This window comes from Leifsonia sp. Root1293, from assembly GCF_001425325.1.
Classification (GTDB): domain Bacteria; phylum Actinomycetota; class Actinomycetes; order Actinomycetales; family Microbacteriaceae; genus Orlajensenia.
On the sequence record NZ_LMEH01000001.1, the window covers coordinates 1,642,960 to 1,660,393 of the forward strand.

At 67.5% G+C, this 17,434-nt stretch carries 20 protein-coding genes; 11 read left to right on the forward strand and 9 right to left on the reverse strand.

Annotated features, from left to right (window positions below; translation table 11 throughout):
• The first annotated feature begins 63 nt into the window (after positions 1–63).
• The 4 genes from ASC59_RS07680 to ASC59_RS07695 all read left to right on the forward strand — a co-directional run bounded on the left by ASC59_RS07680 (position 64) and on the right by ASC59_RS07695 (position 3,092).
• Positions 64–729 carry an HAD family hydrolase gene (locus tag ASC59_RS07680; protein ID WP_055820382.1) on the forward strand — a complete coding sequence of 222 codons (666 nt, stop codon included), beginning with the start codon at positions 64–66 and terminating at the stop codon, positions 727–729.
• Positions 730–839: 110 nt separating this feature from the next.
• Positions 840–1,796: a TIGR03557 family F420-dependent LLM class oxidoreductase gene (locus tag ASC59_RS07685; protein ID WP_055820386.1), complete on the forward strand. Its 957-nt coding sequence runs from the start codon at positions 840–842 to the stop codon at positions 1,794–1,796.
• Positions 1,797–1,862: 66 nt separating this feature from the next.
• Positions 1,863–2,378, forward strand: a complete 516-nt coding sequence (locus ASC59_RS07690; protein WP_055820387.1) for a DUF6328 family protein — start codon at positions 1,863–1,865, stop codon at positions 2,376–2,378.
• 114 nt (positions 2,379–2,492) lie between these two features.
• A complete protein-coding gene (locus ASC59_RS07695) occupies positions 2,493–3,092 on the forward strand; it encodes a dienelactone hydrolase family protein (protein ID WP_055820390.1) in 600 nt (199 codons plus the stop codon).
• Here the strand turns inward: ASC59_RS07695 and ASC59_RS07700 are convergent.
• The 6 genes from ASC59_RS07700 to ASC59_RS17705 all read right to left on the reverse strand — a co-directional run bounded on the left by ASC59_RS07700 (position 3,089) and on the right by ASC59_RS17705 (position 8,825).
• Complete coding sequence (locus ASC59_RS07700; protein WP_055820393.1) at positions 3,089–3,889, reverse strand: SDR family NAD(P)-dependent oxidoreductase; 801 nt, start codon at positions 3,887–3,889, stop codon at positions 3,089–3,091. The genes ASC59_RS07695 and ASC59_RS07700 overlap by 4 nt on opposite strands.
• Positions 3,890–3,905: 16 nt before the next feature.
• Complete coding sequence (locus ASC59_RS07705) at positions 3,906–5,717, reverse strand: glycoside hydrolase family 15 protein (RefSeq protein ID WP_055820396.1); 1,812 nt, start codon at positions 5,715–5,717, stop codon at positions 3,906–3,908.
• A 79-nt stretch (positions 5,718–5,796) separates the two neighbouring features.
• Complete coding sequence (locus tag ASC59_RS07710) at positions 5,797–6,852, reverse strand: YihY/virulence factor BrkB family protein (protein WP_055820399.1); 1,056 nt, start codon at positions 6,850–6,852, stop codon at positions 5,797–5,799.
• Positions 6,853–6,928: 76 nt separating this feature from the next.
• Positions 6,929–7,501 carry a DUF3618 domain-containing protein gene (locus ASC59_RS07715; protein WP_055820403.1) on the reverse strand — a complete coding sequence of 191 codons (573 nt, stop codon included), beginning with the start codon at positions 7,499–7,501 and terminating at the stop codon, positions 6,929–6,931.
• The gene (locus ASC59_RS07720; RefSeq protein WP_055820406.1) at positions 7,498–7,914 is read right to left on the reverse strand and encodes a phage holin family protein; all 417 of its coding nucleotides are present in this window, start codon (positions 7,912–7,914) and stop codon (positions 7,498–7,500) included. The genes ASC59_RS07715 and ASC59_RS07720 overlap by 4 nt, the downstream gene beginning before the upstream one ends.
• The gene (locus ASC59_RS17705; RefSeq protein WP_055820409.1) at positions 7,914–8,825 is read right to left on the reverse strand and encodes a hypothetical protein; all 912 of its coding nucleotides are present in this window, start codon (positions 8,823–8,825) and stop codon (positions 7,914–7,916) included. The genes ASC59_RS07720 and ASC59_RS17705 overlap by 1 nt, the downstream gene beginning before the upstream one ends.
• A 277-nt stretch (positions 8,826–9,102) precedes the next feature.
• Here ASC59_RS17705 and ASC59_RS07730 point away from each other — a divergent pair, with 277 nt between their 5' ends.
• The 4 genes from ASC59_RS07730 to ASC59_RS07745 all read left to right on the forward strand — a co-directional run bounded on the left by ASC59_RS07730 (position 9,103) and on the right by ASC59_RS07745 (position 12,996).
• Positions 9,103–9,876, forward strand: a complete 774-nt coding sequence (locus ASC59_RS07730; protein WP_055820412.1) for a histidine phosphatase family protein — start codon at positions 9,103–9,105, stop codon at positions 9,874–9,876.
• Positions 9,860–10,741 carry an NAD(P)H-hydrate dehydratase gene (locus ASC59_RS07735; protein ID WP_055820417.1) on the forward strand — a complete coding sequence of 294 codons (882 nt, stop codon included), beginning with the start codon at positions 9,860–9,862 and terminating at the stop codon, positions 10,739–10,741. The genes ASC59_RS07730 and ASC59_RS07735 overlap by 17 nt, the downstream gene beginning before the upstream one ends.
• A 60-nt stretch (positions 10,742–10,801) precedes the next feature.
• On the forward strand, positions 10,802–11,977 hold the full coding sequence (locus ASC59_RS07740; RefSeq protein WP_055820420.1) for an alcohol dehydrogenase catalytic domain-containing protein: 1,176 nt from the start codon (positions 10,802–10,804) through the stop codon (positions 11,975–11,977).
• Positions 11,978–12,132: 155 nt separating this feature from the next.
• Entirely contained in the window at positions 12,133–12,996 is an 864-nt protein-coding gene (locus ASC59_RS07745) for a serine/threonine-protein kinase (RefSeq protein WP_055820422.1), read from the forward strand.
• Positions 12,997–13,058: 62 nt separating this feature from the next.
• On the opposite strand, the gene ASC59_RS07750 is transcribed toward ASC59_RS07745, so the two are convergent.
• The gene (locus tag ASC59_RS07750; protein ID WP_055820425.1) at positions 13,059–14,453 is read right to left on the reverse strand and encodes a sensor domain-containing protein; all 1,395 of its coding nucleotides are present in this window, start codon (positions 14,451–14,453) and stop codon (positions 13,059–13,061) included.
• A complete protein-coding gene (locus ASC59_RS07755; RefSeq protein WP_200942348.1) occupies positions 14,450–15,268 on the reverse strand; it encodes an alpha/beta fold hydrolase in 819 nt (272 codons plus the stop codon). The genes ASC59_RS07750 and ASC59_RS07755 overlap by 4 nt, the downstream gene beginning before the upstream one ends.
• A 301-nt stretch (positions 15,269–15,569) precedes the next feature.
• Between ASC59_RS07755 and ASC59_RS07760 the strand changes: the two genes are divergently transcribed.
• Positions 15,570–16,358: an EAL domain-containing protein gene (locus ASC59_RS07760; protein WP_055820428.1), complete on the forward strand. Its 789-nt coding sequence runs from the start codon at positions 15,570–15,572 to the stop codon at positions 16,356–16,358.
• Positions 16,359–16,383: 25 nt separating this feature from the next.
• On the opposite strand, the gene ASC59_RS07765 is transcribed toward ASC59_RS07760, so the two are convergent.
• A complete protein-coding gene (locus ASC59_RS07765) occupies positions 16,384–16,641 on the reverse strand; it encodes a hypothetical protein (protein ID WP_055820431.1) in 258 nt (85 codons plus the stop codon).
• Between the two features lie 110 nt (positions 16,642–16,751).
• On the opposite strand from ASC59_RS07765, the gene ASC59_RS07770 reads away from it, so the two are divergent.
• Positions 16,752–17,069 carry a DUF7882 family protein gene (locus ASC59_RS07770; RefSeq protein ID WP_055820434.1) on the forward strand — a complete coding sequence of 106 codons (318 nt, stop codon included), beginning with the start codon at positions 16,752–16,754 and terminating at the stop codon, positions 17,067–17,069.
• Between the two features lie 55 nt (positions 17,070–17,124).
• The gene (locus tag ASC59_RS07775) at positions 17,125–17,421 is read left to right on the forward strand and encodes a GNAT family N-acetyltransferase (RefSeq protein WP_055820437.1); all 297 of its coding nucleotides are present in this window, start codon (positions 17,125–17,127) and stop codon (positions 17,419–17,421) included.
• Positions 17,422–17,434: the final 13 nt, after the last annotated feature.

The window sequence follows — 17,434 nt, forward strand, 5'->3', positions numbered from 1 at the left end:
GGCGATGGGGATAGCCTGAAAGAGAGAGCCGCCGGCGTTCGCGGCGCAGAGAGGATGTGAGCCATGACCCAGACAACGATCGCAGTGCTCTTCGACATCGACGGCACCCTCGTCGACTCCAACTACCTGCACGTCGAGGCGTGGCAGCGCGCATTCCAGGAGATGGGAACGGATGTCGACGCCTGGCGCATCCACCGGTCCATCGGACAGGACGGCGACGAGCTCATCACGTCTCTCGTCGGCGAACAGGAGGACGCCTGGACGTCGAAGGCGTCAGAGCTCAACTCCACGTACTACATGGAGCTCACGCCACGTCTGCGCATCTTCGACGGAGCACGAGAGCTGCTGCGCACTCTGGCGGAGCGCGGCGTCACCGTCGTGCTCGCGACCTCGGCTCCGCAGGATGAGCTCGACGTGCTGTTGCGCGTGATCGACTCCGACGATGTCATCCACGCCACCACGAACGCCGACGATGTCGACACGGCGAAGCCCGAACCCGACATCGTGCGCATCGCACTCTCCCGTGCCGGCGTCGACGCCGATCACGCCGTCTTCATCGGTGATTCCGTCTGGGACATGAAGGCGGCCCTGCGCGCAGGAGTGACGCCGTACGGCGTGCTGTCTGGCGGCATCTCCGGGGAGCTGCTGACGGATGCCGGAGCCCGGGCAGTCTTCGACGACCCGGCCGACCTGCTCGATCGACTCGACGAGATCGCCCTGCTCGGCTGACGGGACCCTGCAGCGCATCCAGCGTGCGCGGCCGCGCGCCGCATTGTGGACCCTGCGGCCGCCATCGGCAAGCACCTTGTCGCTCGCCGAGGACTGCGTAGCGTCGAACCATGAAGATCGGATACAAGCTCGCGGCCGAGGCGTTCGGCCCTCAGGAACTCGTACGTCAGGCCGTGCGTGCCGAACAGGCAGGTTTCGACTTCGTCGAGATCAGCGACCACTTCCATCCGTGGGTCGAGGCCCAGGGCCACTCCCCCTTCGCGTGGAATGTGCTCAGTGTCATCGCCGCGAAGACCACGACGCTCAATTTCGCCACCGGTGTCACCTGCCCCAGCGTGCGCTATCACCCGGCGATCATCGCTCAGGCCGCTGCGACCCTGGCCCTGCTCTCGGACGGGCGTTTCACGTTGGGCGTCGGCGCGGGCGAGCGGTTGAACGAGCACATCGTCGGTCGCGGTTTCCCGGGGATCCACGAGCGGCACGCCATGTTCGACGAAGCGCTCGACATCATCCGCCTGCTCTGGCAGGGCGGATACCAGAACTACGACGGCAGGTACCTCAAGCTCGAGGACGCTCGCATCTTCGATCTGCCCGAGGTGCCGCCGACGCTGGCAGTGGCGGTGAGCGGCCCCGCTTCCGTGGCCCTGGCCGCCGAACACGGCGACGGTCTCTTCGCCGTCGAACCGAAGAGCGACCTGGTGTCCGGCTACCGCGACGCCGGTGGCACGGGGCCGCTCTACTGCGAGGCGCCGCTCGCCTGGGCGCCGAGCGAGGAGGCGGCCATTGAAGCGGCCCTCGAGACGAATGCCTGGTCGCTCTCCGGCTGGAAGGTGATGTCCGAGCTGCCGAACCCGGTGAACTTCGAGGCTGCATCCACCACGGTGCGCGCGGACGACATTCGCGAGCAGTTCGCCTGCGGCCCCGACGTGGAGCGGCATCTCGAGGTCATCGGCCAGTTCACCGATGCAGGATTCGATCACATCGCCCTGATGAACAGCGGGCCCGACGTCGACGGCTTCTTCGACTTCTTCCAGCGGGAGCTGCGGCCCCGCCTCGCCACGGAGTGAGGGTCGTCTCGGCTACGCTCGGGCGTCGAGAACGAGCATCGACAACCTGACGAATACGGAGTTCCAGTGGCGGATCCCATCACCACCGACGTCCAACCGCATGACGGTCGAGACGAGACGGCGACCGAGCGGTCGGATCGCAACTGGAACGAACTGCTTCAGGAGTTCCGCGTGCTCCAGACCGGCACCCAGATCCTCGCCGGCTTCCTGCTCACGCTGCCGTTCCAGTCCCGCTTCGACGAGCTCAGTTCCTTCGACGTCGGCGTCTACCTGACACTGGTGGTCGGTGCGGTGCTGTTGACCATGCTTGCCCTCACACCGGTGAGCATCCACCGACTGCTCTTCCGCCGGCACGCCAAGCCGGTGCTCGTGAACGCCGGCAACCGCATCCTGCTCGCCTGCCTGGCCGCCAGCTCGCTGCTGTTCGCCGGGATCGTGCTCTTCCTCTTCGACTTCCTCCTGGCCGCCCCCGCCGGGTGGATCGCCGGTGGGGTCGTCATCGTGGTGGCGCTGGGCCTCTGGGTGGCGCTTCCCTTGTCGCTCCGACGGCACGGCGGTGCCGACGGCGGCGCTGGCGCCTAGGGCGTGCCTGACCTGGCGAACAGAGGGTCCGGCAACCGAGCCGGCTGGGGTGCCACAGGCACGTATTAGCATCCCTTACCAAGCACAGGTCCCTCCGATCGAAAGCGAGCACCCATGGCCGACGTCGTCCTCTTCCACCATGCGCAGGGCCTCACAGCGGGAGTCGCCGCATTCGCAGAACAGCTGACCGCAGCCGGACACACGGTCACCGCCCCCGATCTCTATTCCGGGCACACCTTCGACACCCTCGACGAGGGACTGGCGTACGCGCGCGAGGTCGGCTTCGAGAAGCTGCTCGATGACGGTGTCGCCGCGGGAGAGTCCATTGGCGGCGAGCCCGTCTACCTCGGCTTCTCCCTGGGAGTGCTTCCGGCACAGAAACTCGCGCAGACCAGGCCGGAGGCGCGCGGCGCCGTGCTCCTGCACTCCTTCGTGCCGGTCTCCGAATTCGGCGAGGCGTGGCCTGATGAGGTGCCCGTGCAGGTGCACGCCATGGATGCAGACACCTTCTTCGTCGACGACGGCGATCTGGATGCTGCGCGCGACCTGCTGGCCACGACCGCGCGCGCTCAGCTGTTCCTCTATCCGGGCGACGCCCACCTCTTCGCGGACTCGTCGTTGCCCGACTACGACGAAGTAGCGGCGGCACTCCTCACCCGCCGCGTTCTCGAATTCCTCGCCGGGGTCGACGGCGGCACGAAGCCGTCGTCCTAGATGGTCGCGACGGACCCGGAGTCGACCCTGTAGTTGGATCCGGTGACGAAGGATGCGGCATCCGAGCACAGGAAGACCACGACGTTGGCGACCTCCTCCGGTTCGCCGCGACGACCGAGCTCCATGAACGGGCGCTCCTCCGAGAGGAAGGAAGCGATCGCCTCCTTCTGCGTCACCCCGAGTTCCTCGGCCCGCTTCGCCATCATGGCATCCGTCATGGGTGTGCGGATGAACGCCGGCGAGACCGCGTTGACGAGCAATCCCTCTGAGGCATAGCTGCGCGACAGTCCCTTCGACAGCGCGAGGATCCCGGCCTTGGCAGCGCAGTACGGCAGTTCGTCGTCGTAGGGTTGAACCGCATCCTCGGACGCGAGGAAGACGATGCGACCCCAGCCACCCGTGCGCAGGTCGGGCAGGAACTCGCGCACGACGCGCACCGGCCCGATCAGGTCGGTCTCGATGGTCTTCGTCCACCCCTCGTCGGTGATCTCGTGGAACAGTCCCTGGGCTCCCGTGACTCCGGCGGACTGGACGAGGATGTCGATGCGTCCGACGGCATCCCTCACCCTCGAATGCAACTCGGAGAGGGAATCGACACTGGTGATGTCGGCCGCGAAGGCGTGCACAGCGTCGCCGTCGGCCCGGAGCTTCGTGGCGGCCTTCTCGAGCGCCTTCTCGTCGAGGTCCGTGATGACGACGGTCGCTCCTTCCGCCAGCAGCCTGCGCGCCGTGTGCCATCCGATCCCGGAGTCCCCTCCGGTGACCAGCGCCACCTTTCCCGCGATCCCGAGATCCATGTGACAGCTCCTCTCCTCACGCCGCCGAGGGCGCGTCGTTCTCCCGTGCCTGGTTGATGGCGTTCACGGCGTTGATGAGCGCCAGATGACTCAACGCCTGGGGCAGATTTCCCCAGAACCGACCGTCGGCCGGGTCGATCATCTCGGCGTACAACCCAACGTCGTTGGCGAGATCGATCAGCTCGTCCACCAACGTCTCGGCGTCGTCGGGACTGCCCGTGGCTGCCAGTGCTTCGGCCAGCCAGAAGGCGCAGGCGACGAATGTCGACTCCTCATCCTCGGCACCGCTGTAGCGGTAGAGCAGCGGACCAGCCGCCAGTTCCTCCCTGATGGCGGCGATCGTCGCGGTCATGCGCTCGGGCGGTCCGAAGTCCGCCCCTGCATGGATGAGGATCGCCGCGTCGAGCTTCGTCGATCCCGGATGCATGACGTAGCTCGAGCGCTTCTCCGACCAGCAGTTCTCGGCGATCCACTCCTCGATGAGCTCCCTGTTGCGTCGCCACCCGGCGAGATCGGCTTCGGCCGGCGAGATCTGGCCGATGTCGGCCAGGTGACACGCGTCGGTGATGGCCCGCCAGCACCCGACCTTGCTGGCGAGATAGTGCCGTCGGCGCGGAAGCTCCCACATTCCGGAGTCCTTCTTCTGCCACGACCTGCAGGCTCTCTCGGTGAAGGCGCAGAGCAGTTCGGCCGTGTTGGCGTCGAGGATGTTGCCGGCGTCGACGTACTGGCGCATGATGCCGATCACGTCGGCGTAGACGCCGAGCTGCAGCTGGCCGGCAGCGGGGTTGCCCGCACGCACGGGACCGATTCCGCGCCATCCGGCTGCCTCGAGCAGGCGCGGCCGACCCGGAACGTCGCCGCTCAGGCCGAAGAAGACGTGCAGTTCCTCGCCGTGCCTCTTGAGGGTGTCCAGCGCCCACGACACCGCGGCGTGGGTCTCCTCTCGCAACCCGAAGTGCACGAGTGCACCGACGGTGTAGGCCAGGTCGCGCATCCAGGCGAATCTGTAGTCGTAGTTCTTGTGCCCTTCAGGGTTCTCCGGCAGCCCCGTGGTGGCAGCAGCGGCGATGGCACCGGTCGGGCTGAAGATCAGCAGCTTGAGGGCGAGGGCGCTGCGCTGAACCGCGTCGGCCCAGGGGCCGTCGTAGCTGAACACGCGCGACCAGGCCTGCCAGCTCTCGATGGTGCGGTCGATGCCGGTGTCGACGATGAGCGGGTCGGGTACGTGCACGGGCTCGTCGTCCGTGGCGCAGAGCACGATGAGGTGGCGTGTTCCCGGTTCGGTCGTGAAACGGCCCCTGAAGCCCGGTTCCGAGGTTGCTGCACCTTCCGGCCCGTGCTCCGATCCGACGAGGATGAGGTTGACGTCGTCTGCGCTCAGCACCGGGCCGTGGAGCGTCTCGCGTCGCGTCACGACCGGGCTCCCGCCGATGATGTTTCCCGGGCGCACCTCCCAAGCCATCTCGACAGCACCCCGCACACCGTCGATGCGACGGGCGAGTTCGCTCCACGGAAGTCGCCCGGCCACGCCGGTGACCAGGGCGTCGGTGACGACCACCTCCCCGGACTCCGTCACGAACCGGGTCTCCAGCACGTTGGTTCCGGCGATGTAGGCGCGGTGCGACTCGAACGGGTCGACGGGGCGGAGCGTCATGCGCCCGCCCCTCTCCGCGTCGATGAGGCCGGCGAAGAGCGGATCACTGTGCAGAGACGGCATCGGCAGCCAGTCGATGGCGCCGTCGGAGGCGACGAGGGCGACGGTGCGCCCGTCACCGATGGCCGCGTAGTCCCGCAGGTCCGTATAGTCGTCGACGTCGCGCACCATTCTCCTCACGCTAGGCGCGCCCGGGTCCAGGAAGTAGGGGTGGCGGAATCGGTCGTCTCATGCCACTCTTCCGCCGCGCTCAGCGGTCCGCGGAGCTGCTCTCGCGGATGCGACGGCCTTCCTCGACGTCCTGCTTCTCCTTCTCGGCCGCCTTGTCGCTCTTGGTCGTGTCACGAGGCGGCAGCTTGATGTCCTTCTCGGCCTCGATCCCGGCCTGCAACTGGCGCCCGCGTTCGAGCTCGGCATCCAACTCCGCTCCGAACAGCAGGGCGAGGTTCGCGATCCAGAGCCAGAGCAGGAAGACGATGATGCCGGCGAATGAGCCGTAAGTGCGGTCGTAGTTAGAGAAGTTCGCCACGTAGAGCCCGAAGCCGACGGATGCGAGGACGAGGACCACGAGAGCGACCGCCGCCCCGATGCTCATCCACCGGAACTTCGGCTGCTTCGCATTGGGAGTGGCGTAGTACAGCACGGCGATGATGAGGATCACGGCAAGCGCCAGGATCGGCCACTTCGCGATCGACCAGGTCACCTTGAGAGCCGCCCCGAGTCCGAGCGCATCTCCCACGGTGTCGATGACGGGGCCCGACATGACGAGCACGACCGCTATGACGAGGATCAGCACGATCGCGATGATGGTGACGAGGAGCTGCATGGGGCGGAGCTTCCAGAACGGACGACCCTCCTCGATCTCGTAGATGCGGTTCATGGCTCGGCTGAAGGCGCCGACGTAGCCGGACGCCGACCAGATCGCCAGCACGATGCCGCTGACGAGAGCGAACCCGGCGGCAGGCGACGAGGCGAACTGCTCCAGGGGTTCACGGATGACGTCGACCGTCGAGCCTGGCGCGACGTCGGTGACGATCTCGAGCAGCGCATCGACGGCCTTCTGGCCCTGCCCGAACACGCCGAGCAGCGAGGTCAAGGCGAGCAGTGCCGGGAACAAGGAGAGCACCGCGTAGTAGGTGAGGGATGCCGCGATGTCGAAGCACTGGTCGGAGGTGAACTCCCGGAGCGTCTTCTTCAGCACGTAGCCCCAGGATCTCTTGGTCACCTCGGTGGGCGAATCGGGCTTGCGCTCGTCGTCGGGCGCTGGTGCCGTGGCCGCTTTCTCACTGGATCGTTCTGGGGACATCGGTGATTCTCACTTCTTCTGGAAACGACGTCGAGCGCCGGCCCCGGTGGGGCGCCGACGCTCGACGAAGGTGTTGTCAGTTCGAGCTGGCGGTCTGGACGTTGTCGCGGGACTCCGCGGCCTGGCCCTTCACGTCGTCGACAGCCGAGCTCGCCTCGGCCTTGACGTTGTCCACCGCATCCGTCGCAGAGTCCTTGACGGCTGCTGCGGCGTTCTGCGCGGGCTCCTTCAGGTCGTCGGCGACGGTCGAGGCGACGTCCTTGACCTCGTCGACGAGCGGCTGGGCCGCGTCGGTCAGCGTCGTGGTGAGCTGCTTCTCCTTCTCGCTCGGCGGGATCAGCGAGGACAGCAGCCATCCGGCGCCGAACGCGATGAGCCCGACGGCCAGAGGATTGCCCTTGGCCTTGGCGACCGCACTCTGGGCGGCGCCGGCGACGTTGTCGCCCATGCTGCTCGCATCGTCATGCACGTCGGAGGCGACACCCATCACGCGGTCACGCACCGATCGCACGGCGTCCTTGGCCTTGTCGGCCTGACGCTGGGCGATCTTCGACGGGTCGACCTTGTCGGCGAGCGCATCGACATCGCTGCCGAGATTGCGTCGCGTCGCCTCGATATCCGCTCGGATCTGGTCTGGATCGTTCGTCATCGGTTCTCCTCGTTTCGCTTCAGTGTCTCTGGAATCTCTTTGACCGTCTCCACGGTCTGGGGCGCACCCTCGACGGATGCGATCGCCTTGCGGCCGGTGACGAAGAGGATCGCCGCGACGATCCCCCAGATCACTGCGACGACCAGGCCTGACCAGGCGTTGCCGATCAGGTAGCCCAGTCCCCACCATGCGGCCACCGACAGGAAGACGAGGGTGAGCAGGCCGGCAACGCCGGCTCCGCCGAGCATCCCGGCTCCCTTTCCCGCCCGCTTGGCCGATTCGGAGATCTCCGCCTTGGCGAGCGCGATCTCCTGCCGCATCAGCGTCGACACGTCACGGGTCACCTCGCTCAGGAGGTCGCCGAGCGACGTCGTCGCTGCCTTCTCCTCTGATGGTGTCGGTAGATCGGTCATCAGTTGCCGTCTCCCCACGAGCGCTGCGCGTTGCCGGCGCCGAACTCGTTCGACGAGTCATCGCGCTCAGCCGCAGTATCGTCGCCGAACGCAGGCGCGGTGTCGCTGTCCGGGCCGGTTCGGGTTCCATCGCCTGTCAGGGCGGAGTACACCGGCGTGGTCGTCGGTGACCCTGATGCCGGCCCACCCGGGGTCGCGTACACGTCGGTGTCGAGATCGGTTCCCGAGCCTGTCGCGCCGATGGCTCCGGTGGTTCCGACGGATCCTGTGGCAGTCGTTGTGCCCGGGGCACCGACAGCGCCGGTAGTGCCGACGGCGAACGGTTCGCTGTACGTGTCGGTGTGCACGTCCGGCGTGACAGCCGGCCGGTACGACGAGGTTCCGGCGGTGCCGTCCGAGGCGTCCGAGTGGTTGCTCACGGCCGAGCGCGTGATGCGTCCGGCGACGAGGCCGACCACTGCAGCGACGGCGATGAAGGTTCCCGGGCGACGCCTGGCGAAGTTCTTCACCTCGTCGAGGAGCGACTCGGGATCGCGCTCGTCGAGCCAGCGGGAGATGGAGCTCGCCCGGCTCGAGGCCTGCGACACGAGCTCGGCTGCGAGCCCGCTCGACGACGCCTGCGACATCTGGTCGAGGTCGTCTCCGATGGTCCTGAGACCGGCGGCTGCCCGTGACTGCTGGGTGGCGGCCTGCTCGCGCAGTTCGCTCGTCACCTGTCCGAACAGGTCGGATGCCTGAGACTTCGCCTCCCGGATGACTCCGGATGCCTCATCCTTGGCCGTCGCAGCGACGTTCTTGGTGGAGCCGACGACCTGGTCCTTGACGTTCGCGGCCTCACCCTTGACCGCGTCAGTGGTTCCCGTCGCGGCACCTCCGGATGCCGGTGAGTCCGTCCGATATGTGTCTGTCATGGTGGTTCTCCTCAGTGAACTCGGCGACGGTGGAGGTCGTCTCTCGACCGCCACTCGTCAACGGTGGAGCCAGCATGCGACAGCGGGGGCCGCCTCAAATAGGGGTTTGCGGATCACTTCTCGGCGGTGTTATAAGCGCCGACGGCGGACCGGGTGGTCGACTCGACTCGGACCGAACGCCCGTCTTGTCAACCCCGCGATGAGCCGCACACCCTCGCTCTACCGTTGCTCGTGGACGGACCGGACTACGGGGCGCCGCCCGGGAGGGAGTGAGCCTGTGGGCCACCGGACAAGGAACGAGCTGTGGCTGATCCGCCACGGCGAGAGCGTCGGCAACGTCGCGGCATCCGCTGCGGAGGCAGACGGAGCCGAGGTCATCCCGCTCGACATCAGGGACGCCGATGTGCCGCTCTCGCCTGCCGGCGAGCATCAGGCCGGCGCCCTCCGTCCCTGGCTCGCCGAGAGGCGCACTTCCTTGGGGGCAGTCTGGTGTTCGCCGTACACCCGCGCACGGGAGACCCTGGCCATAGCCATCGGTGACAGCGAGCTCGCGGCGCCCGTCCACGTGGACGAGCGTCTCCGCGATCGCGAACTGGGAATCCTCGACCTCCTCACGAGCGATGGTGTGCGCCGCCGGCATCCGGAGGAAGTGGCACGTCGTCGCCACCTCGGCAAGTTCTATCACCGGCCGCCGGGCGGGGAGTCGTGGGCCGATGTCGTTCTGCGGCTTCGCTCCTTCCTCGCGGATGCCGCCGCCGAGAGCGCCTCCGACGGTGGCCAAGCCGGCCCGTCGGGAGCCGGTTCAACCCTGATCGTCGCCCACGATGCCATCGTCATGCTGCTGCTGTACATCTGCCTCGACTTCTCCGAAGCCGACCTGCTGGATTTCGCAGAGACGCACACTGTGGCGAACGCATCCGTCACCCATCTCGTCAGGGAGTCGCCGGAGCAGCCGTGGCGGCTCGTGGAGTTCTCGAACGTCGACCATCTGGCCGAGGGCGGCGCCCCGGTCACAGTGCATTCCGGAGACGATGATGTCCAGCCCGAGTGATGACAGCGGCACGACGCAGGTGGATGAGCGGATGCTGCGTGGGTGGCCGCTGCCGGCCCCCGGCAACTCCAAGTACAGCCGCGGGCGGATCGCCATCGTCGGCGGCTCAGCTCAGGCCCCCGGCGCGGTCGGGCTGGCGGGAGTCTCGGCACTGCGGGTCGGAGCGGGCCGCCTGTCGATGATCGTGCCGCAGGACGTAGCCGTGCCGTTGGCCGTCGCCGTGCCCGAGGCCGGGATCCTCGCATTCGACGGCGATGAGTTGCCGAGAGACGCCGTCGACGAGATCGCCGGCGCCGACGCCGTACTGCTCGGCCCGGGCCTCACCGATCCGGACGTCACGGTGCGACTGCTCCGCCGCGTTCTCGAGGTGATCGACGCGGATGCGCGCCTCATCCTCGACGCCTTCGCGCTCGGGGTCCTCTCCCGACTTGCTGAGGAGATCGAGGAGTGGCCGGCCGGCCTCGTGCTCACGCCCAACCGGGAGGAGGCTGCACTGCTCCTCGACCGGGACGGTGAGGTCGATGACGATGACATCCCGGCGATCGCTGCGCGGTACGGCGCTGTCGTCACGTGCTACGGCGTGATCAGCAGCGCCGATGGCAGCACCTGGAGAATCGGGGCCGACATTCCCGGCCTGGCGACCTCGGGCAGTGGGGACGTGCTCGCCGGCGCGATCCTCGGCCTGGCTGCGCGCAGCGAGGATGCCGCCCAGGCGGCGGTGTGGGGGACATTCCTGCATTCCGCGGCCGGAGAGCGGCTCGTGGCGCGGGTCGGATCCATCGGCTTCCTTGCGCGGGAGATCTCGGAGGAACTCCCCATGATGCTCGAGAAGGTCAGCGGAGGCGCTGAGGGGAACAGCGCCTGAAGCCGATCGGCCATCTGTCAAGGCCTACGCACGAGCCGCCGAAGAGCGTGTACTCGAGGCATGAGAGCTCTGACATGGCAAGCGACAGGCAAGGTGAGTGTGGAAGAGGTGCCCGACCCTCGGATCGAGGAACCGACCGATGCGATCGTGCGCATCACATCGACGGCGATCTGCGGCTCGGACCTCCACCTCTACGACGTGCTCGGCCCGTTCCTCAGCAAGGGCGACGTGCTCGGCCACGAACCCATGGGGATCGTCGAGGAGGTCGGCTCCGCGGTGACGTCGCTGTCCGTCGGCGACCGCGTCGTCATCCCCTTCGTGATCGCCTGCGGCGAGTGCTACATGTGCCGGCGCGGGCTCACCACTCAGTGTGAGACGACCCAGAACCGCGCGAGCGGCACGGGCGCCGACCTCTACGGGTACACCGAGCTCTACGGCTCCGTGCCGGGAGGACAGGCCGAGTACCTCCGAGTGCGCAGGGCCGATGCCAACGCCTACAAGGTCGGAGAGGAGCTCGCCGACGACCGGTACCTGTTCCTGAGCGACATCCTCCCCACGGCCTGGCAGGGCGTGCAGTACGCCCAGGTTCCCGCAGGCGGAACACTGGCGGTCCTCGGCCTCGGGCCCGTCGGGCAGTTCGTCGCCCGCATCGGTCGCCACCTCGGCCACCGCGTGATCGCCATCGACCCTGTCGTCGAGCGCCGAGCGATGGCCGAGCGCCACGGGATCGAGACCTTCGACCTCACCGACGACATCGTCGCGCTGATCCAGGACACCACCGAAGGGCGGGGACCGCATTCGGTGGTCGACGCCGTCGGTCTCGAAGCGCACGGCAACCCCGGAACGGCATTCGTGCAGGCGGCCGTCGGCATCCTTCCGGATGCCGTCGCGAAGCCGATGATGAAGAAGGCGGGCGTCGATCGCCTCGCCGCGCTGCACCTGGCACTCGACCTCGTGCAGCGGGGTGGCACGGTGTCGCTCAGCGGCGTCTACGCCGGGGCGGCCGACCCGATGCCGCTGATGAGCATGTTCGACAAGCAGATCTCCCTGCGCATGGGCCAGTGCAACGTCCACACGTGGCGGGATGAACTGCTGCCCCTCGTCGAGGACCCGAGCGATCCCCTCGGCGTTGAGGACCTCGTCACCCATCGGGTGCGCCTCGATCAGGCGGCCGAGATGTACGACGTCTTCAAGAAGAAGGAGGACGCATGCATCAAGGTGGTCATCCAGCCGTGAGCCGGGCGGGCTGACCGGCTCGGCAGCCTAGGCCCGCTCGTCGACCGACAGGTCCATGAGAAGGCAGTCGGGTGGCCTGCGTGTCAATCCCCCAGTCCGGCTTTTCCTGCTGCATCCGCTCGCACATAAGGTGATGCCATGGACGGGCGGCACGTATGAGTACGACGAGGCGAGCCCTCGCCGCTCCCCTGCTGCTGGACCGCTATCGACCGCTCTCGCTGATCGCGCGCGGCGGCATGGCGTCGGTGTTCCGCGGACGCGACGAGTACCTCGGCCGCGACGTGGCCATCAAGGTGTTCAGCGGTGGCAACGATGAGCACATCGAGACCTACCGCGCCGAGCTGCGCATGCTCGCCGGGCTGAGCCATCACGGAGTCGTCTCCATCGTCGACGCGGGTGTCGACACCTCGGCCCCCGACGACCCGCGTCCTTTCCTCGTCATGCAGTTGGTGCGCGGCACCACCCTGCGCGACAGGCTGGCGGAGCGCGCCATCTCGGTGCGCGAGATCGGCGAGTTCGGTTACGAGGTGGCCGAGACCCTCGAGTACATCCATGCGAACGGCGTGATCCACCGCGACATCACGCCCTCGAACGTGATGATCGTGAACTACGGCACGCAGCACGCCCGGGAGAGAGCTGTGCTCACCGACTTCGGCATCGCGGTGGCCACGGAGTCGGCGGTCTTCCAGTCGGAGAACATCACCGGAACGCCCGCCTATCTCAGCCCGGAGCAGGTGCGCAACCTGCCTCTCACCACCGCGTCCGACATCTACTCCCTCGGACTCGTCCTTCTGGAGTGCTTCACCCGTACCCGGGCCTTTCCCGGCATCCCCGTCGCGTCGGCCATGGCGCGCTTGAACAGCGCCCCGGCGATGCCTCCCGAGACCGTGCCCGAACCGTGGCGGTCGCTGATCGATCGCATGACGGCGCGCGATCCCGGCCGGCGCCCCTCTGCAGCAGAGGTGGGCGGCGAACTGCGCGAGGCCCTGCGCGAGCTTCGGCCCCGACGTCGGTCCTGAGCGCTCCCGAGAGGGCGCCGGCGGCCCTGGCACCTGCGTCAGATGCGGAGTCAGACGCGGAGTCAGGCGACGATGACAGCCGTCGTGCGGTTCTTCCCGGCATTCTTCGAGGAGTACATCGCGGTGTCGGCGAGGTCGAAGAGCCTGTCGGGCGTGACATCCTGTGACACCCCGGGCGAGTGCACGGCGACGCCGATGCTCGCCGAGACGGTGAACTCCTCGGGAATCCCCTCGATGGGGGCGCCCACCACGTCACGGAGCCTCTCCGCGACGGCGGATGCGGCGTCGACGTCGGCGTCCTCGCAGATGACGACGAACTCGTCACCTCCGAAGCGTCCGGCGACATCGCTCGGTCGGATCGTGGAGCGCAGGCGCGCCGCGACCTCACGCAGGACGACGTCGCCCGCCACGTGTCCCAACTCGTCGTTGACTCTCTTGAAGCCGTCGAGGTCGAGGAAGATCAGCGCGGTCGCGTGGTGGGTGCGCTGTCCGGTCCCGAGAGCCTCTTCGAGCCGCACCTTGAGCAGCTGCCGGTTCGCCAGCCCCGTGAGCTGGTCGAAGAGCGCCATCCGTTCCAGGCGGCGCTGCAGGCGCACACGGGCCAACGCCTCCGAGGCCTGCCTGGCCACGGCCTCCTGCAGCCCGATGGCGTTGTCGTCGAAGGTACGGGCCCGGCCGAAATAGCAGAGCACGGCACCGGATACCGCACCCTCGAACGAGAGCGGCGTCGCCGTCACGGCTTCGAGCCGCGCCGCCTTCAATTCCTCGGCGAGCGCCGGATGCCGATCCCGAACGGCACGGCGGTCGGCGAGCACCACGACCTGCCCGGTACGGAGGGCATCGAGCTCCGGCCCGTCCTCGCCACTGGGGCGCTCTCCGGCGACGAGTGCCAGCTCCCCCGTGTCGTCGGCGAGGAGCACGGCGACGGATGCCGCAGCGAATCCGTCCTTCATGCTCTCGATGACGGCCTCGGCCAGCTCCACCTCCGAACTGCTGGTGACGAAGGCCGACGACGCCCGCTGCAGCACGCGCACGCGTTCCTCGGAGGCCTCGGCCCGACGGCGGGAGGTGAGAAGTTCCCGCTCGTAGTTCTGACGATCCGTCGCATCGAAGACAGCCGTGCGGATGAGTCCGGGGTCATCCCCGGCCTCCGAGACGACGACCGAGTTGACCAGGGTGGCCAGGCTCGTGCCGTCGGCGCGCGTCATGGTGAGGGCGACCTCTTTGATGGAGCCCTCGAGCAGGAGGACCGGGAGGTACCGCGTCTCGGCGAAGATCTGGCTTCCTCGAGTGAGCAGTTCGGCGAACGGCCGCCCGACCAACTCGGACGCGGAGTAGCCGGTCCAGTCGAGGAAGGTGCGGTTGACCCGCACGATCGTGCCGTCCGTCGTCAACGACATGTGTCCGCAGGGTGCGTGCTCGTAGAGCTCCTCGAACGAGGTCTCGAGATCCGTCATCGCAGGAAGCCCTGGATCTCCTTCACGACCTCGTCGGGGCTCGACAGGTTCGGGCAGTGGCCCGTGGCGTCCAGCATGACGAAGCGGCTGCCGGGGATCTGCGCGTGCACGAACTCGCCGACGACACGCGGCGCGATGATGTCCTCGGCGCACTGCAGGATCAGCGTGGGAACAACGACGTCCCTGAGGTCGTCGCGGTTGTCCGAGCTGAACGTGACCCTGGCGAAGTGGCGCGCGATGGCCGGGTCGATCGTGCAGAAGCTGGCGGTGAGTTCCTCGCCGAGTTCGGGTCGCCCGCTGTTGCCCATGATGAGGGGCGCGAGGTCAGAGGACCACCCGAGGTAGTTGGCATCGAGGGTGTCGAGCAGAGCGTCGATGTCGGCTTGGCTGAATCCGCCCGTGTAGTCGACATCGTCGACGTAGCGCGGTGACGGCCCGACGAGAACCAGCGATCCGAAGCGCGTCGAGTCGTGCGTCGAGGCCAGAACACCGACCATTGCGCTCACGGAGTGACCGACGTACACTACGTCGCTCAGATCGAGGGTCTCGAGGATCTCGAGCACGTCGTCGGCGTAGCCGTGAAGCGAGTCGTACTTCGAGCGGTCGTAGGCGCTGAGGTCGGATCCACCGGCACCGACGTGGTCGAAGAGCACCACCCTGTAGTCGTTCTCGAAGGCCGGGGCGACGAGCCGCCACATCTCCTGGCTGCATCCGAAACCGTGGGCGAAGACGATGGGGCGACCCGCGGGATTCCCCGAGATCTTCACGTTGTTGCGGCTCAGGACGCTCGCTTCGAGCGGTTGGGTGATCGTCATCTCTGGTTCCTTCGGGGGCGGCTCTGCGTGCCCCCGACGAACGCGGGCCTGACTGTTCCCTCAGTTTAGCGACAAGACGTCGGCGACGGATATGGGAGTCGGTTCGACCCGATCACGGGAGTCTCGGGGGCGCGTTGCCGCTCTCGAGGAGGGCCGGCGCGCAGACGCCAGGGTGCATCTCCGCCGCTCCTCAGGCTCTCGACCGCGAACCATACAGCATGCGTGCCCGCCATCGGGCCGGTTGCGCCGAGGCCCCCAGCCGCGCACCATTGACCAACCCCGCCAACGAATCCAAAGGCTCATGAACCCACCCACCGCCTACAGCGAGGATCGCCTCGCACGCGACCTCGAACTCGCGGTCGATCGTGGAGAGATCCTGGCGCACTACCAGCCCCAGATCGACACGATCTCCGGGCGGGTCGTCGCCGTTGAGGCTCTGTGCCGATGGTGGCATCCGGAACTCGGGTTCATCGCGCCCTCAGTCTTCATACCCATCGCGGAGGAGACCGGGAGCATCCACGCGATCGGCCGGTTCATGATCGAGGACGGATGCCGGCTGGCAGCCGAGTGGGAACGCGCCGGGCTTCCGATCGAGGTCGCCGTGAACGTGTCGGCCACGCAGTTGGCTCCGGGGTTCTTCGGCCATCTCGGCGAATTCCACGCGCGCGAGAGCATCGGACCGGGCCGGCTCACCATCGAGATCACCGAGTCGCAGATGATCACCGACGTCGATGCCGCTGTGCGTGATCTCGCGAAGGTGCGGTCCCTCGGAGTCGGCATCTCGGTCGACGACTTCGGAACCGGGCATTCCACGGTGGAGCAGGTCATCAACCTGCCCGTGACGGAGCTCAAGATCGATCAGGCGATCGTGCAGGAGGAGGGCGAGGACGGTCAGCGTGTCATGAACGCCATCGTCGACCTGGTGCACCGGCGGGGGCTCCGCGTCGTCGCCGAAGGCGTCGAGACCGAGCGCCAGCTGGAACGCGTACGCCAGCTGCACTGCGATCGAGTGCAGGGATACCTGATCGCCCGGCCGCTGCCTCGACCCCAGGTCGAGGACTTCATCGCCGGGCGGAACGCCGCCGTCTAGACGTCAGGCGCTGGCCGTCGACGCTCTAGACGTCGAGATCGAAGTCGGCGTTGGTGGCCGCCTCGTCGTCTGCCTCCGCGCCGCCGACGTCGAGCCGCGTCCAGGTGACGGGCATGCCCGGCGAGAACAGGATGTCGAGGCCGGAGCCTCCCGACTTCAGCGGCGGGATGTTCACGTAGCCGCCCCCGGCCTTGATGGCCGAGAGGATCTCGTTCTTGAGGGCGGTGACGGGGTCCGGGAGGAAGTAGTCCTTGCCGTCGACAGTCAGTCTGTTGATGATCACCCAGCCACTCCACTTCGTCGCACGCCCCGGTCAGGGCACGCATCAAGGTTATCCTGCCTGTAAAGTTCTCAGGTGCCGCGATGCGGCGATGAAAGGCGAAGAGGAAACACGTGGGCGCTCTCTACTACGACGGCGAAGAGTTCGATTTCGACGATCGCACTCTCGCTCACCTGCAGCTGGTCGTCTCGACGAAGCTGCGCCGGCGTGAGGACTTCTTCCTCACCTGGTCTGTTCCGCTGGAACGCGGCAGCGGCCGGCACTCGATCTGGATCGACAACGGCGTTCCCCTCCGCTTCTACTTCAGCGGCTCACGCACACCGAGCATCAACCGCGAGTGGATCGAGAGCCTCATGCTCTCGGCATCCCGGGCCTCCGGCCTCATCCTCGGCGACGAGCCGACGGAGACGCGCCCCGCTCCTGCCGGATAGTCGGTAGCCGAGCTCGCCCGATACGCAGGCAATCCATGGGGCGTAGCCTCGGATCATGACCGATCAGTTCCTCAACGAGCCTGACGCGAGCCGCTACGTGCTGCTGCGCGACGGCGTCATCGCGTCGAGCCTCGATTACTCGGTGCTGGGCGACTCCATCTCCATGACACGGGCGTACACGAACCCCGCTCTGCGCGGCCACGGGCTGGCCGGCCGACTCGTCGAGTTCGCGGTCGACGACGTGGAGCGAACCACACGCCTGCGCATCATTCCGATGTGCTGGTACGTGGCCGAGTGGTTCGAGTCGCATCCCGAGCGGGCCGAGCTGCTGAAGCCGCGTTCGGCGGCCTGACGCGTTCCGATCC

Coding starts and splice junctions, on each gene's coding strand:
- ASC59_RS07680 (WP_055820382.1), top strand. CDS start 64: ATGACCCAGACAACGATCGCAGTGCTCTTCGACATCGACGGCACCCTC.
- ASC59_RS07685 (WP_055820386.1), top strand. CDS start 840: ATGAAGATCGGATACAAGCTCGCGGCCGAGGCGTTCGGCCCTCAGGAA.
- ASC59_RS07695 (WP_055820390.1), top strand. CDS start 2,493: ATGGCCGACGTCGTCCTCTTCCACCATGCGCAGGGCCTCACAGCGGGA.
- ASC59_RS07700 (WP_055820393.1), bottom strand. CDS start 3,889: ATGGATCTCGGGATCGCGGGAAAGGTGGCGCTGGTCACCGGAGGGGAC.
- ASC59_RS07705 (WP_055820396.1), bottom strand. CDS start 5,717: ATGGTGCGCGACGTCGACGACTATACGGACCTGCGGGACTACGCGGCC.
- ASC59_RS07710 (WP_055820399.1), bottom strand. CDS start 6,852: ATGTCCCCAGAACGATCCAGTGAGAAAGCGGCCACGGCACCAGCGCCC.
- ASC59_RS07715 (WP_055820403.1), bottom strand. CDS start 7,501: ATGACGAACGATCCAGACCAGATCCGAGCGGATATCGAGGCGACGCGA.
- ASC59_RS07720 (WP_055820406.1), bottom strand. CDS start 7,914: ATGACCGATCTACCGACACCATCAGAGGAGAAGGCAGCGACGACGTCG.
- ASC59_RS17705 (WP_055820409.1), bottom strand. CDS start 8,825: ATGACAGACACATATCGGACGGACTCACCGGCATCCGGAGGTGCCGCG.
- ASC59_RS07735 (WP_055820417.1), top strand. CDS start 9,860: ATGTCCAGCCCGAGTGATGACAGCGGCACGACGCAGGTGGATGAGCGG.
- ASC59_RS07740 (WP_055820420.1), top strand. CDS start 10,802: ATGAGAGCTCTGACATGGCAAGCGACAGGCAAGGTGAGTGTGGAAGAG.
- ASC59_RS07745 (WP_055820422.1), top strand. CDS start 12,133: ATGAGTACGACGAGGCGAGCCCTCGCCGCTCCCCTGCTGCTGGACCGC.
- ASC59_RS07750 (WP_055820425.1), bottom strand. CDS start 14,453: ATGACGGATCTCGAGACCTCGTTCGAGGAGCTCTACGAGCACGCACCC.
- ASC59_RS07755 (WP_200942348.1), bottom strand. CDS start 15,268: ATGACGATCACCCAACCGCTCGAAGCGAGCGTCCTGAGCCGCAACAAC.
- ASC59_RS07760 (WP_055820428.1), top strand. CDS start 15,570: ATGAACCCACCCACCGCCTACAGCGAGGATCGCCTCGCACGCGACCTC.
- ASC59_RS07775 (WP_055820437.1), top strand. CDS start 17,125: ATGACCGATCAGTTCCTCAACGAGCCTGACGCGAGCCGCTACGTGCTG.